Source organism: Amycolatopsis sp. NPDC058278, assembly GCF_042881395.1.
GTDB lineage: Bacteria > Actinomycetota > Actinomycetes > Mycobacteriales > Pseudonocardiaceae > Amycolatopsis.
Genome location: NZ_JBHVXZ010000188.1, coordinates 1 through 13,517 on the forward strand (window position 1 = coordinate 1; position 13,517 = coordinate 13,517).

The 13,517-nt window shown below is 74.6% G+C and carries 11 protein-coding genes and 1 pseudogene; 5 read left to right on the plus strand and 7 right to left on the minus strand.

Translation table 11 applies throughout. From position 1 onward, the window contains the following. Nucleotides 1–202: 202 nt before the first annotated feature. A complete protein-coding gene (locus ACFVYA_RS46825) occupies nucleotides 203–535 on the minus strand; it encodes a MarR family winged helix-turn-helix transcriptional regulator (RefSeq protein WP_387054688.1) in 333 nt (110 codons plus the stop codon). Here ACFVYA_RS46825 and ACFVYA_RS46830 point away from each other — a divergent pair. Both ACFVYA_RS46830 and ACFVYA_RS46835 read left to right on the plus strand, forming a co-directional pair. After that, nucleotides 530–934 carry a nitroreductase family deazaflavin-dependent oxidoreductase gene (locus ACFVYA_RS46830; RefSeq protein WP_387054690.1) on the plus strand — a complete coding sequence of 135 codons (405 nt, stop codon included), beginning with the start codon at nucleotides 530–532 and terminating at the stop codon, nucleotides 932–934. The two genes, ACFVYA_RS46825 and ACFVYA_RS46830, sit on opposite strands and share 6 nt — an antisense overlap. Further along, nucleotides 931–2,130 (plus strand): FAD-dependent oxidoreductase, encoded by a 1,200-nt coding sequence (locus tag ACFVYA_RS46835; RefSeq protein WP_387054694.1) that lies wholly within the window; start codon nucleotides 931–933, stop codon nucleotides 2,128–2,130. The genes ACFVYA_RS46830 and ACFVYA_RS46835 overlap by 4 nt, the downstream gene beginning before the upstream one ends. On the opposite strand, the gene ACFVYA_RS46840 is transcribed toward ACFVYA_RS46835, so the two are convergent. Beyond that, complete coding sequence (locus ACFVYA_RS46840; RefSeq protein WP_285991529.1) at nucleotides 2,100–2,561, minus strand: SRPBCC family protein; 462 nt, start codon at nucleotides 2,559–2,561, stop codon at nucleotides 2,100–2,102. The genes ACFVYA_RS46835 and ACFVYA_RS46840 overlap by 31 nt on opposite strands. 86 nt (nucleotides 2,562–2,647) lie before the next feature. Here ACFVYA_RS46840 and ACFVYA_RS46845 point away from each other — a divergent pair, with 86 nt between their 5' ends. Further along, nucleotides 2,648–3,082: a DUF4383 domain-containing protein gene (locus ACFVYA_RS46845; protein WP_387054696.1), complete on the plus strand. Its 435-nt coding sequence runs from the start codon at nucleotides 2,648–2,650 to the stop codon at nucleotides 3,080–3,082. On the opposite strand, the gene ACFVYA_RS46850 is transcribed toward ACFVYA_RS46845, so the two are convergent. Beyond that, nucleotides 3,033–4,262 carry a glycosyltransferase 87 family protein gene (locus tag ACFVYA_RS46850; protein WP_387054698.1) on the minus strand — a complete coding sequence of 410 codons (1,230 nt, stop codon included), beginning with the start codon at nucleotides 4,260–4,262 and terminating at the stop codon, nucleotides 3,033–3,035. The genes ACFVYA_RS46845 and ACFVYA_RS46850 overlap by 50 nt on opposite strands. 116 nt (nucleotides 4,263–4,378) lie before the next feature. Between ACFVYA_RS46850 and ACFVYA_RS46855 the strand changes: the two genes are divergently transcribed. Beyond that, a complete protein-coding gene (locus ACFVYA_RS46855) occupies nucleotides 4,379–4,603 on the plus strand; it encodes a hypothetical protein (protein WP_285991526.1) in 225 nt (74 codons plus the stop codon). 58 nt (nucleotides 4,604–4,661) lie between these two features. After that, a pseudogene (locus ACFVYA_RS46860) lies at nucleotides 4,662–5,862 on the plus strand (cysteine desulfurase-like protein). 133 nt (nucleotides 5,863–5,995) lie between these two features. Here the strand turns inward: ACFVYA_RS46860 and fusA are convergent. The 4 genes from fusA to ACFVYA_RS46880 all read right to left on the minus strand — a co-directional run. Next, nucleotides 5,996–7,951, minus strand: a complete 1,956-nt coding sequence (fusA, locus tag ACFVYA_RS46865; protein WP_387054701.1) for an elongation factor G — start codon at nucleotides 7,949–7,951, stop codon at nucleotides 5,996–5,998. A 282-nt stretch (nucleotides 7,952–8,233) separates the two neighbouring features. Beyond that, nucleotides 8,234–9,919, minus strand: coding sequence for a PucR family transcriptional regulator (locus ACFVYA_RS46870; protein WP_387054703.1), 1,686 nt, complete (start codon nucleotides 9,917–9,919; stop codon nucleotides 8,234–8,236). A 52-nt stretch (nucleotides 9,920–9,971) separates the two neighbouring features. Next, nucleotides 9,972–11,678: a hypothetical protein gene (locus ACFVYA_RS46875; protein ID WP_387054705.1), complete on the minus strand. Its 1,707-nt coding sequence runs from the start codon at nucleotides 11,676–11,678 to the stop codon at nucleotides 9,972–9,974. A gap of 220 nt (nucleotides 11,679–11,898) precedes the next feature. Continuing rightward, the coding region (locus tag ACFVYA_RS46880; RefSeq protein ID WP_387054707.1) for a glycoside hydrolase family 2 protein at nucleotides 11,899–13,517 on the minus strand (1,619 nt) is incomplete at its 5' end.

A 13,517-nucleotide genomic window follows, 5' to 3' on the forward strand; every position in this document is an offset into this window, starting at 1 on the left:
GCTTCGGCCGGACCGGCACAGGCCGAAGCCGCGGCCCACGGCTTCGCGGCGGCCCCCGAGCTCCTCACCGCCGCCCGGACGGCCTGCACGGCGAGCGTCCAGACGGCGGCGGCCGTCGCTTGCGGGCTTTTCGCCGTTGTCACTTTGATTTCTCTTCTTCGACGAGCCGTCGTATAGGTCGTTATACAAGCAAAGTGACAGGCTAACCCGCGTCCGGCGGCTCGGCGGCGTAGGCCCGGAGGATCTCCGTGGTGTCGCCGAGGAACCGGGCCACCACTTCCGCCTGCTCCGGGGCCAAGCCGTCCGTCAACCGGGTGATGGCGCCGACCAGCGGGGCCAGCGCGGCCCGGACCTCGGAGCGGGCCGCCTCGCTGACGACGAGGGTCACCCGCCGCCCGTCGTGGGGGTGCGGGCCGCGGCGGACGTGGCCGGCGGCCTCCAGGCGGTCGACGAGCACGGTGGCCGACGCGGACCGGATCTTGAGCGCGTGCGCGAGGTCGACCGTACCCATCGGGGTGCCGGCCGCCAGGTGCACGACGCCCCCGCCGAGCCGCCGCCGGAAGGCGGGTACGCCCTGCGCGTCGTCGAGACGCGGGGACGCCGCACCGGCGAGCCGCGGCGCGTACCCCTGGCCGTGGTCGCGCGCGGCGGCGGGCAGTACCTCGTCTCCCCGGTCCGCGACCGCGACTGGGTGGAGAACCTCCTGGCCACGCCGGAGTGCGCGCTGCTGTCCGACGGCCGCCGCGAGGAGCGCCGTGCCGAGCCGGCCGGCGGCGAAGAGGCGGCCGCGGTGGTCGCCGCCTACCTGGCCGCGATGTCGGTGCCGTGGGCGATCCGGGCGTTCCCGGTCCGCCAGGACGCGACCCTCGCGCAGATCCTCGAGCACCTGCCGGGCATGGCGGTGTTCCGGCTGTCCACAGTGGACGCGCCGTGAGCGTCGCGATCGCGGGCGGCGGCCCCGGCGGGCTGCTGCTCGGCTACCTGCTCGCGCGCGCTCGCATCGAAGTCACCGTGCTCGAGTCGCGGTCGGACTTCGACCGCGACTTCCGCGGCGATTCGCTGCACCCGTACACCCTCGAACTGCTCGACCGGCTGGGCCTGGCCGAGGACCTGCTCGAACTCGACCACTTCAAGGCGCGCTCGTTCCGCTTCCACACCCCGGCCGGGGTCTACCGCGCCGCCGACTACGACCGCCTCCGCACGCCGTACGGCTACGTCGCCCTGATGCCGCAGGTGCGGTTCCTCGATTTCCTCGCCGAGCGGGCGAGCGCCCTGCCGTCGTTCACGCTGCGGACCAACGCCAAGGTCACCGGGCTGCTCGAAGCGGGCGACGGCACGGTGACCGGCGTGCGCCACCGCGGCGGCGAACTCGCCGCGTCCGTCGTCGTCGGTGCCGACGGCCGGTTCTCCACCGTCCGGCGGCTGGCCGGGCTCGAAGCCCGGTCGCTCGGCGCGACCACCGACCTGCTCTGGTTCCGGCTGCCCCGCTCCCCCGGTGACCCGCCGGACGCGGACCTCGACCTCTACTTCGGGCGCGACGCCTACGTCGGCGTCCTCGGCGGCGTCCGCGACTGGCAGGTCGGCTACAGCATCGAGAAGGGCTCGTACCCGGCGCTGCGCGAGCGCGGGGTGGAACCGATCCGCGCGTTCGTGCGCGAACGCGTGCCGTGGCTGGCCGACCGGGCCCATCTGCTCACGGACTTCTCCCAGACCACGCTCCTGTCGGTCGACATCTCCCGCGTGGACCGCTGGTACCGGCCGGGCCTGCTGCTGCTCGGCGACGCGGCACACGTCATCTCCCCGGTCGGCGGCAACGGCATCCTGATGGCGGTCCAGGACGCCGTCGCCGCGGCGAACCGGCTGGTGCCCGCCTTCCGCCGCGGCGGCGTCACCCCCGCGGACCTGGCGGCCGTGCAGGCCGGCCGGATCCGCGCGATCGAGCGGGTGCAGGCCGACCAGGTGCGGGTCGAACGGCGGGCGGCCGCCGCCCGGGCCCGCGGCCGCGGCACCGCACCCCCGAAGCTGCTCAAGTACCTGTTCGCCGTGCCGGCGGTGCGCACCCGGGGCGCCCGCGGCAACGCCTACGGGCCGTTCCCGCCTCAGCTCGACGAATCCCTCTTCTCGTCGTAGGAGGTCCAGCCGCCTTGGCCTTCGGCCGCCTCGACGTCGGCGTCGGCGGACGCGGCGTGCGTCATCGCGGCGACCGTGCGTTCGAGGCCCTGCTGGACCTCGTCCCCGTCGGCTTCCCGGACGCTGTGCAGCGTGACGACGATTTCCGAGGACGCCGGGCCGTCGTCGCGGATGCGCAGCTCACCGTGGTAGTCGTCCGGGCCCTCCGCGCCCCACGTCAGCGACCGGGTCGCCGGATCGGTGTGCAGCCACGCCTCGCTCGCGACGCGGTTGCCGTGCACCTCGGCCTCGACGTGGACGCTGTCCCCGCCCTTCGGCTCGGCGACTTTCATCTGCGGGAAGTACCGCGGCAGGTTCTCCGGGTGGCTCAGGAACGCGAACAGCTCGTCCGCGGGGATGTCGGCGGTCGCGCTGTGGCGGTACTCGGTCATCGTCTCGCTCCTCATCGGGTCCGAATCGTGGCCGGATACCCGTGAAGTGGTGCTTTAAAAGGGTTCGGGCGGGGAACCCCGAAGGCATGACGGCCACTGAACCCGAGACCCGGGCGCCCCGGCGGGGTCCCGCCCCCGTGCAGGGCATGGGCATGCTGATCGGCCTGCTGTTCCTCGTCCTCGCCGCGCTGGAGCTGATGGCCGGGGTGCCGGCCGGCGGCGGCCCGCGCGTGCTGTTCGGGGTGCTCGCCGTCTCCGGGGTGTGGACGCTGGTGCACCTGCTGACCGGCGCCACCGCGGTGTTCTGCACCCGCTCCTCGCGCTGGGCCGCCCGCTTCCTCCTGGTCGCCGGCGCCTGCTACGCCCTGGTGGGGCTCGCCGGGCTGCTCCCGCTGCCGCACGCGATCACCGACGCGCTGCCGATGAACACCGCGGGCGTCTGCTTCGACCTGGCGCTCGGCACCGCGATGCTCATCCTGGGAGCGGGCTGGCTCCGGCGCGGGCCGGCACCGCGGCGCTGACCGGGCCGGTTCGCTCCGGGAACCGCACCAGCACCGCCGTCAGCAGCACCGCGAGTCCGAAAAGGACGTAGCCGTTGCCGGTGAGCTGCTGGAGGAAGTTCCACTGCCGCTCCACCTCCCCGCCGCGCGGCCACCACCACTGCGGCCCCGCGACGAAGAGCACCGCGCCCGCCCCGGCCAGGACCGCGAACCCCCGCCGCCGCGTGCGGCGGGCCAGCTCCGCCCAGCCGAGCAGGACGACCACGGCCCAGACCCAGTGATGCGTCCAGGAGATCGGCGAGACCAGCAGCCCCCCGATCGCGTTGAGGCCGAGCGCGACGGTCTTCTCCCCCGCGGCCAGCGCGCGCCGCACGCCCAGCGCCGTCAGCACCAGCACCACCGCCACCAGCGGCAGCCACCACGCCGTCCGCGCTTCCGGCGGCACTCCGGCCCTGGCCACCAGCCCGAGCAGCGACTGGTCGCCGGCGTAGGTCGGCTCGCCGACGCGGCCGGTGTCCCACAGCGCGCCCGTCCAGTACCGCACCGAGTCCGCGCCGGCGAGCAGGAACCCCAGCGCCGTCGCGGCCAGGAACGTCACGACGGCGGTCACCGCGGCCCGGCTGTCCCGGCGGAGCAGGAAGTACAGCAGGAACACCGCCGGCGTCAGCTTCACCGCGGCAGCCAAACCGATCAGCAGGCCACGCGGCCAGCGCGGCGTGTCCACCAGGACGTCCAGCACGACCAGCGCCAGCAGCAGCAGGTCGAGCTGCCCGGCGTACAGCGTGCGCAGCACCGGTTCCAGCACCTCGGCGGCCAGCAGCAGCGCCGCCACCCGCCGCCAGTCGCACCGGGCGCCGAGTGCGCGCAGCACCGTCACCAGGACCACCGCCAGCACGCCGAGCGTGAGCAGGGTGAGCGCGAGGCAGGCGGCCCAGTACGGCAGGACGGCCAGCGGGGCCAGCAGGATCGCCGCGAACGGCGGATAGGTGAAGAGCAGGAGCTGACCGTCGCCGGTGGGCGGGAGCGTGCCGTAGAGCGCCTGGCCGTGCCACAGCGCCGCCGAGCCGAGCCGGTAGACGTCGAGGTCGACGCGGTAGGCCGGGAACCGCCACCGGCCGCCGTTGTACGACACGAGCACCGCCACCAGCACGAGCAGCTGGGCGCCCACCAGCACGTACTTGTTCCCCAGCCTGCCTCGCACCCTGCTCCCCCTCCGCCTACCCCACGCATTCTGTCGGGTGCCGGCCCGGGCACCATCCGGGAAACCCCCGAACCGACCCGGGGAAAACCGGTTGCCGCCCGTGCCACCCTGTGCGGATGGGGACACCGGAGGGCTTCGCCTACCGCGACGAGCAGGGCACCGTGACCATCACGCACCACGGCCGGCCGGCGGGGACGCTGCGCGGGGCCGCCGCCGCCCGGTTCCTGGCCGCGGTGGCGCGGGGTGACGACCAGCAGCAGCTGATGGCCCGGGTGACCGGCAACTACAAGCACGGCAACGAGCGCCGGGCGCGGGAGCACCCCCGCAACCGCGGACGCTGACGTTCGAGGGCCACGCTGGATCTTGAGGCCGGTGGGCGCCGTTCGGCATGCTGGCGGCGTGACCTACGACGTTCAGACGATCCGAGCGCACTTCCCCGCCCTCGACGGCGGCGCCGCCCACTTCGACGGACCCGGCGGCTCGCAGGTCCCCGACGTCGTCGCGGAAGCGGTGGCCGGCACGCTGTGCGCGGCGATCGCCAACCGCGGCGTCGTCACCGCGGCCGAACGCCGGGCGAGCGCGGTCGTCGCCGAAGCCCGCCAAGCCGTCGCCGACCTGCTCGCCGCCGACCCGGCCGGCGTCGTCTTCGGCCGCAGCATGACGCAGCTGACCTACGACTTCTCCCGGACGCTGGCCCAGAAGTGGGGTCCCGGCGACGAAGTCGTCGTGACCCGCCTCGACCACGACGCCAACATCCGCCCGTGGGTCCAGGCCGCGGCGGCGGCCGGCGCCACCGTCCGCTGGGCGGACTTCGACCCGGCCACGGGCGAACTCGCGCCGATCGGCGGCCTGCTGTCGGAACGGACGCGGCTGGTCGCGGTGACGGCGGCGTCGAACCTGCTCGGCACCCGCCCGGACATCCCGGCGATCGCCGCGGAGGTGCACGACGCGGGCGCGCTGCTCTACGTCGACGGCGTCCACCTGACCCCGCACGCCGCGGTCGACGTCACGACCCTCGGGGCCGATTTCTACGCGTGCTCGCCGTACAAGTTCCTCGGGCCGCACCTCGGCGTGGTCGCGGCGGCACCGGCCCTGCTCGAGACGCTGCACCCGGACAAGCTGCTGCCGTCGGCCAACGCGGTCCCGGAGCGGTTCGAGCTGGGCACGCTGCCGTACGAACTGCTGGCGGGCACGACCGCGGCGATCGATTTTCTCGCGGGGCTGGTGCCGGGAACGGGCCCGCGCCGGTCGCGGTTGGTGGCGTCGATGGCGGGGCTGGAGTCGCACGAGGACGCGCTGCTGGCTCGGCTCGACGCCGGCCTGGCCGCCCTGCCGGGCGTCACGCGGTACGGCGCGCCGGGGCGGCACCGGAACTCCGACGATGCTGTTCTCGGTGGAGGGGATCGCTTCGCAGGCGGTGTACGAGCACCTCGGGGCGCAGGGGGTGAACGCACCGGCGGGGAGTTTCTACGCGATCGAGTGCTCCCGGCGGTTGGGGCTGGGCGACACGGGGGCGGTCCGGGCGGGGATCGCCCCGTACACGACCGACGACGACGTGGACCGGCTGCTGGCCGGGGTGGCGTCGCTGCCGCGCGGCTGAGCGCGGATCCGTGCCGGTCCCTCCGTGACGGAACGGCCGGCACGCGTGATCGGGGCGTCGACACGCGTGATTGCCGGGTCGACACGCCGGATGGGTGGCGAGCCGGGCAAACCCCGGCTCGCCACCCTCGAGCTCACGGCACCGGCGCGAACCCCGCCGGACGGGCGGTGAACGTGCCGCGGCCCTGCGTGCGGCTCCGCAGCCGGTTCGCGTAGCCGAACAGCTCCGCCACCGGCACCGTGGCCGTCACCACCGCCGAACCCGGCCGGACCGCCGAGCCGGGCACCCGGCCGCGGCGGGCGGCGAGGTCGCCGAGCACGCCGCCGACCGCGTCGGGCGGGACCGTGACCACCACCTCGGCCACCGGCTCGAGCAGGCGCAGCACCGACGAGCGCAGCGCCTCACGCAGCCCTAGCCGGCCCGCCGTGCGGAACGCCAGGTCCGACGAGTCCTTGGGGTGCGTCGCCCCGTCGGTCAGCGTCACGCGCAGGCCCGTCACCGGGTGCCCGCCCAGCGGCCCCTCCGCCAGCGCGTCCCGGCAGCCGGCCTCGACCGCGCGGACGTACTCGCGCGGCACCCGGCCGCCGACGACCGCCGAGGCGAACTCGAAGCCCTCCGGCGCCGGCGAGACGTCCAGCACCACGTGGGCGAACTGGCCCGCCCCGCCGTCCTGCTTGACGTGGCGGTACACCAGCCCCGTCACGCCGCTGACCACCGTCTCGCGGTGCGCCACCGAAGGACGGCCCACCGCGACCTCCAGGCCGCGGTCGCGGCGCAGCTTCTCCACCGCCACCTCCAGGTGCAGCTCACCCAGCCCGGACAGCACCGTCTGCCCGGTCTCCGGATCGACCCGCACGACCAGCGACGGGTCCTCCTCGGCCAGCCGCGCCAGGGCCGCCGTCAGCCGCTCGCCGTCGCCGGCCCGCCGGGGTTCGACCGCCACCGAGACCACCGGGTCCGCCGTCACCGGCGGCTCCAGCAGCACCGGGTCGCCGGGCGCGCAGAGGGTGGCGCCGACGCGCGCCGCCTTCGGCCCGGCGACCGCCACGATGTCGCCGGCCGCCGCACTGTCCACTTCGGAATGGCGGTCGGCCTGCACGCGCAGGACGCGCGCGATGCGCTCGGTGCGTCCCGCGTCCGTCACCTGGTCTCCCTTCCGCAGCGTTCCCGAATACACCCGCAGGTACGTCAGCCGTCCCGTCGTCGCCGAGACGACCTTGAACACCAGTGCGGCCAACGGCGCCGCCGGGTCGGCGGGCCGGTCGGGCCGCACCGGCGGGACGTCCGCCGGCGACGGCAGGTACGCGACGACGGCGTCGAGCAGCGGCTCGATCCCGCGGTCGCGGTAGGCCGCCCCGCACAGCACGACGAGCCCGTCGCCGCTGAGGGTCAGCTCTCGCAGCGCCTTCTCCAGTGTCTCGGCCGAGACCGTGCCGGTGGCGCAGAACTCGTCGAGGGCCACCGGGTGCAGCTCGGCGACCGCCTCCTCCAGCGCGCGGCGCCGGCGGCGGGCCTCGGCGACGAGGTCGCCCGGGACGTCCCGGTCCCGCAGGCGCAGCAGGTCGACGACGCCGGTGAAGCCGTCCTCGCGCCCGATCGGCAGCTGCACGACCAGCGGTGCCGGGTGCAGCCGCGCCCGGATCGAAGCGACGGCGGCGTCGAGGTCGGCGCCCGCGCGGTCGAGCTTGTTGACGAACGCGATCCGCGGCACGCCGTGCCGGTCGGCCTGGCGCCACACGGTTTCGCTCTGCGGTTCGACCCCGGCGACGGCGTCGAACACGGCGATGGCGCTGTCGAGCACCCGCAGCGACCGCTCGACCTCGGCGGTGAAGTCGACGTGGCCGGGGGTGTCGATGAGGGTGAGCCGGTGGTCGTTCCACGTGCAGCTGACGGCCGCGGCGAAAATGGTGATGCCGCGGTCGCGTTCCTGCGGGTCGAAGTCGGTGACGGTGGTGCCGTCGTGGACCTCGCCGGTCTTGTGGGTGGCGCCGGTGCGGTGGAGGATCCGTTCGGTGACGGTGGTCTTTCCCGCGTCGACGTGGGCGAGGATGCCCAGGTTGCGGACGGTGGTCAGGGGTCGGTTGCGCACGACACGGTCCTTGTGGACGAAGTGATCGGGACGGCGCGATTCCCCGTGACGGCTTCAGGAACGCGTCACGGGGTCCGGTGCGAGCCGCGCGGCAGGCACCGGGAACGCGAAGACACCAGGATCACCTCGGACCGCGGACGGGAAGCGGCAGCGATGCGGTGACGCACGGCCGGCTCCCTTCGGTCGACGCGGTGGACGGGTTCCGGGGAAGGGTAGCGACGGGCGCACCGGCGGCCAACGCAATTTCCGCGGGCCCGCCCCGTATTCCGCCGTGTCGACCCTTCAATCACGCGTGTCGGCCTTCCGATCACGCGTGCCGGCCTTCCGATCACGGGCCGGTGGGGCTACCACGCGGAGCTGGAGCATGGCCGCGAACCTCGCTTCCGGGTCCGTCAGGTCGAAGCCGCCGACCTCGGCGAGGCGGCGCAGGCGGTAGCGGAAGGTGTTCGGGTGCACGTGGACCGCCGCGGACGCCGCGATGACGTCGCCGAACGCGTCCAGCCAGGCTCGCAGCGTCTCCACCAGGTGGGCTTGGTGCTGGGCGTCGTAGTCGAGCAGGCGGGCGACCGCGCCGGTCGGGCGGTCGCCGCGCGCGGCGACCAGGTCCTGCAGTTCCAGCAGCAGGGCCTCGACGTGCACGTCGGCCAGCAGCGCGACCCGGCGGCCGGCGCCGCTGCCCGACCGGAGCACGCGCACCGCCCGGTCCGCGCTGCCGCGGGCTTCCGGCAGCTCGGCCGCGCTGCGCGCCACCGGGCCGATGCCGACCACCGCGCGGACGCGGTCGCCGACCCGGTCCAGGAAGTCCGTGGCGATCCGCAGGGCGCGTTGCTCGGCGTCGGTGTCGCGGGTCACCGGCACCAGCCCGTAGGCCGTGTCGCCGACGAGCGCCGCGGCGCACCGCGGGTGCACCGCGCTCAGGTGCATCGCCAGCCCGTCGCTGAGGCGCTGGCGGCCGGCCGCGAGCTCGGCGCCGGCGGCCCCGGTGTCGAGCACCGCGAGCGCCAGCACGACGACCGGCTGGTCGGCAAGGCCGAGCCGGCTCAGCGCCTCGCGCGCGGCGGGCCCGCCTTCGAGGGCGGTGCTCAGCAGGTCCGCGCGCAGCCGCCGTTCGACGTCGGCGCCCGCCCGGACGCGCAGCAGGTGCAGGGCCACCAGGCGGGCCGCGTCACGCAGCGCCTGCGCGCGGTCGGGCGTCAGCGGCTCGCTCACCGCGGCCCAGATCGAGCCGAGGATCTCGTCGCCCGCACGGACCGCGACGGCGACGCGCGGGAGCATGAACCCGGCCGGGCTTTCCTCCGGCCGGTCGACGTAGACCGGCTGATCGCTGCGGTAGAGCTCGCGGAACACCCCGCGCTCGGCCAGCATCCGGGCGAACCGCTCGGGGACCTGCCGGCCCAGGATGGTCTCGACGCGCGAGGGGTCGGCTTCGTCCTGCCGTCCGGAGAACGCGAGCACCCGGGACCGCCGGTCCTCGATGGTGACGGGCGCGTCGATCAGAGCGGCGATCGCGTTGGCCACCGCGAACAGGTCACCCGACGGCAGCCCGGCCAGCGTCTCCGGCTGGGCGTCGCCGACGTCGCCCTCGGCCAGCAGCGACCGCAGCATCGCGGCGAGCTGGGTCCAGGACGCGCCCCGGGCCAGGCTGAGCAGGGCGACGCCGGTCTCCTCGACGGCGGCGGTGATCGCCGCGGTCACCGTGACCGGGGCGCGCAGCACGAGCCCGGCCGCGTCTTGGCGGGCCAGCGTCCGCAGCTGCCGCACGACCTCGTCGGGGTCGGCGAGGCCGACGCCCAGCACCAGGGCGTTCTTCGGCAGCGCGGGCTCGTCGAGCGGATCGTGGATGGCGACGCCGCCGATGCTGCCCGGGCGGTCGCCGTCCCCGAGCACCAGGTCCAGGAGCGTGCCGCCCAGGTCGTCGAGGACGCGGGCGAGGCCGGCGTGCGGGCGCAGTTTCACGGAAACGAGCACCTCCCGAAGCTAGGCGCGACGCCGCCAGCCTAGTTCGTCGCCGACGACGAAATCAGCTTCCGATCTGGTGCTGGCCGACGAATTCCTCCCACCAGGGGATGAGCCGGAAGGACGCGTCGCCGAGCCCGCGGAAGAACACGCGCGGCGACCCGGGCGCGAACTCCGGTTCGTGCTCGTGCCGGCTGTGGCGCCTGCTCTCCCAGACGTAGAGCGGGACCCCGGCGGGGATGACCGGCTCCTCCTCCTCGAGGTACTGCTCGGTGACGAGGACGACCCGGTCGTGCCCGGCGGTGGCGGGTGCGGCGGTGCGCAGGTCCGTGGAGTGCCAGCGGATCAGGGCGTGCAGCGGGGATTCTTCCGGCTCGAGCGGGAACCGCCCGCCGCCGAGGAGGACGACGTCGGCGTCCTCGCACCGCTGCGCCAGGGCGAGCCCGAAGACGATCCGGGTGTCGCTGCGCGGTTCGACCACGACGAGGGTGCGCCCCCGCAGCCGGGGGACGGCGCCGAGGCTGTGCCGCGCACCGGCGGCGAGGGCGGGTTCCCACCGCCGGCTGTCCACGCCGGCCCAGGCCGCGGCGAACCGCAGCGGCCCCACCCCGGACGCGCGGACTTCGCCGGGATCCCCGATCCGCGCGGCAACGGCCATGGCGGTCTCGAACCCCATCCCGGCGGCATCGAGCCGGCGCAGGTGGGCAAGCAGGGCGGCGAGGGGCAGGTGCGGGATCAGCGGTTCCAGCCGGGCGAGGCCGCCGGGCCGGGCCAGCAGGTCGGCCACGGGCAGGGCCGCGAGGAGGGTTTCGGCGTGTGCGGGGGTGGTGGCCCGCCGCAGCTGGGCAAGCCACTGTCCGGGCGGCGGGTGGCCGGAGTTCGCACGGAGCCGGCCGAGCAGGTGCAGCGGCCCGGCCACCGCTTGGTGCGCAGCCGCCGGGTCTCCGGGCCGTGCTGCCACACGGCCTCGCTGCGGCGATCCGGCCGCCACCTCGGCCGCCGACTCCCCCGCCAGCCGGCCCCGCCCCACGAGCCCGGCCGCCGCCGGAACCTGCCGCCGCACCTCGTCTCCGGCCCCGGCCCTGGCCGCCGACAAGCCGCCCACGTCAGCCTCGCGCCCACCGGAGCCTCCCGCCGGGGCCGCCTCGAATCCGTTCCCCTCACCAGGGATCCCGGCCCAGCTCCGCACCAGCGGCAACGTTTCCGGGATCGTCCGGACCTTCCCGTGCCGCCGGGCCAGTGCGTGCCGGAACAGGTCGCCCTGTGCGCCGTCGCGGGCCTTCGGGTGGACGCGCCTGATCACCTCGCCGAACCGCAGGGGCCGGGGCGTGCCGACGCCGTGCAGCCACGGCAGGTCGGCGCGGATGAAGCCCATCTCGAAGTGGTGGCCGCCGTCGTCGTACGCCAGCAGGGCCGGCTCGTCGTACAGGCGGGTCACCGCGTCGGCCACGGCGCGCTTCACCGGCTTCGGCAGCGACGGCCCGTACGCGAAACTCCAGTACGCCAGCAGGTGCCCCGGGTCGTCGGCGCGGCGCAGCACCGACGCGATCACCTGCCGCGAGACCCCGTGCTCACCGCGCTCCAGCCGCCCGGCCACGAACGCCGCCGCCCCGGCGAGTGCCGCGTACCGCATCGGGGTCTCGACCCGCAGCCAGCGCAGGAAACCCGGCGCCCACGCCGGATCCGCCGCCCGCAGCAGCGCGACGTACCGCTCCTTCTCTTCGCGTGGCCACGCGAAGAACGCGTCCTGGTACGCCGCTCTGGCCAGCACCGTCCGGTACAGCTCTTCGATGACCGCCCCTCCCCCACGTCAGGCCCGCGAGCGAGGAGAACCGAGACCCGGATCGGCTCCGGGCTGGTCGTCGGCGGACGGTGAGGGGAACACGTGCCACCCCTCCACTCGCTCCGGAATCGCGACCCACAGCCACGCACCGGAACTCCCCGCTCGCGAGCCCCGCCAGCGTAGCGGTGGGGTCCGACAAAAACCGCGGCTAGCTCAGCTTCGCGGCCACGTTGTACGCCTCCACCAGCAGTTTCGCGTTCGCTACCCGCCGCCGCGGCTCGACGCGGATCGTGCGGCTCTCCCCCGGCAGCAGCCAGAAGTAGTTGTCGCCGTAGCGGGTCGGCAGCACGCGGTCGGTGCCGTTGCGTTCGCGCAGCGACAGCCGGATCATCGCCGCGACCGTCCGCCCCTCGTTGCGGATCGTCGCGGTGTAGGCGTCGCCGTCCGGCCGCAGCGACGTGCTCAGGCGCGCGCCCGGGAGCTGGTTGAGCGCGCGCATCGCCGCGTCCGTCCGGTACCGCCAGTACGTGTTCTCCGACAGCACCGTGCCGCGGCCGTCGGTCAGGGTCAGCCGGAGCAGGTGCAGGTCCGGCAGGCCGTCGGCGAACGGGACGGTGAACCCGGCCGCGGCCGAAACCGGGGCCACGTCGAGCTTCTGCTGCCGGGCTTCACCGAGCGCCGCCCCGTCGAGGCCGTGGAGCCGCGCGGTGACGGTCACGCCGGTCAGCGCGCCCGGCGTGTGGTTGACCACGCGCACCTGCCACGTCGTGAGGTCGGCTTGGACGTGCCGGGCCTCGCACCCCTTGCGTGCGCCGTAGTAGCTGCCGTTGACGTCGAGGTCGTAGTCGTAGGTCTGCCACACCGTGCTGTGCCACGCCGGGTGCGACATCCACAGCAGCACACCGGTGGCGTCGGCCCACAGCCTCGCGTTCCACGCCTCGAAGATGGCGCGCATGCTCTCGTAGTTGACGAACTGCGCCTTGCGGCAGAACTCGGCCAGGCTCGTCGACGGCGCGAGCCGGGCGTCGATCGCCGCGAGGTAGCTCTGCGGCGACTGGTTGCCGCCCGTCGACCAGTCGTGCAGGAGCCAGGGCGCGCCGATCGGCCAGCCGGGGTCCCCGGCGCCGACCAGGTTGCGCATGCTCTCGACGACCGACACCGTCGGCAGCCCGATCTCGCTCCAGAACCCGTACTTGCCGCCGGTCGCCTCGCCCGAGAAGTACCGCTTCGGGTCCTGCCAGTAGTACGGTCCGTCGCCGGTGATCACGCCGCCCGCCGAATTGCCCTGGTAGAGCAGGTCGGTGTGCGTGTGGACGAGGTCGCGCAGCGCGTTGTCGAGGGAAGGCGGCGGGGTGCCCTCGTTGCAGCCGAACCAGACGGTCGCGCACGGGTGGTGGCGGTAGCGCAGCACCGTGTCCTCCGCCTGGGCCAGGAAGATGTCGTGGTTGGCCGGGTCGGTCGACCAGCCGTCCCAGAACTCGTTCCACAGCAGGATGCCGTACTTGTCGCAGGCGTCGAACAGCTCCGGCCGGTACGACGAGCCGACCCAGTTGCGGATCAGCGTGAAGTTCATGTCGCGGTGCATCGCGACGACGGCGTCGGCCCGCTCGGCCGGCATCCGGCGCAGCAGTTCGTCCCAGCCCCAGCTGCCGCCGCGGGCGAAGATCTTCACGCCGTTGACGAGGAAGGTCAGCGGTTTCGGGCTGTTGTCGACCGCGGCGACGTCGGTCCAGGTGCCGCCGTCCAGCGACACCTGGATCCGGAACGTCGCCGCGTAGGCGGTTTCCCAGGGCAGCACGACGCGGTCGAACGCCGGCGCGGGGCCGC

Excerpts from the sequence above, each read along its gene's own strand:
- ACFVYA_RS46840 (WP_285991529.1), bottom strand. The coding sequence starts at position 2,561 with ATGACCGAGTACCGCCACAGCGCGACCGCCGACATCCCCGCGGACGAG.
- ACFVYA_RS46845 (WP_387054696.1), top strand. The coding sequence starts at position 2,648 with ATGACGGCCACTGAACCCGAGACCCGGGCGCCCCGGCGGGGTCCCGCC.
- ACFVYA_RS46855 (WP_285991526.1), top strand. The coding sequence starts at position 4,379 with ATGGGGACACCGGAGGGCTTCGCCTACCGCGACGAGCAGGGCACCGTG.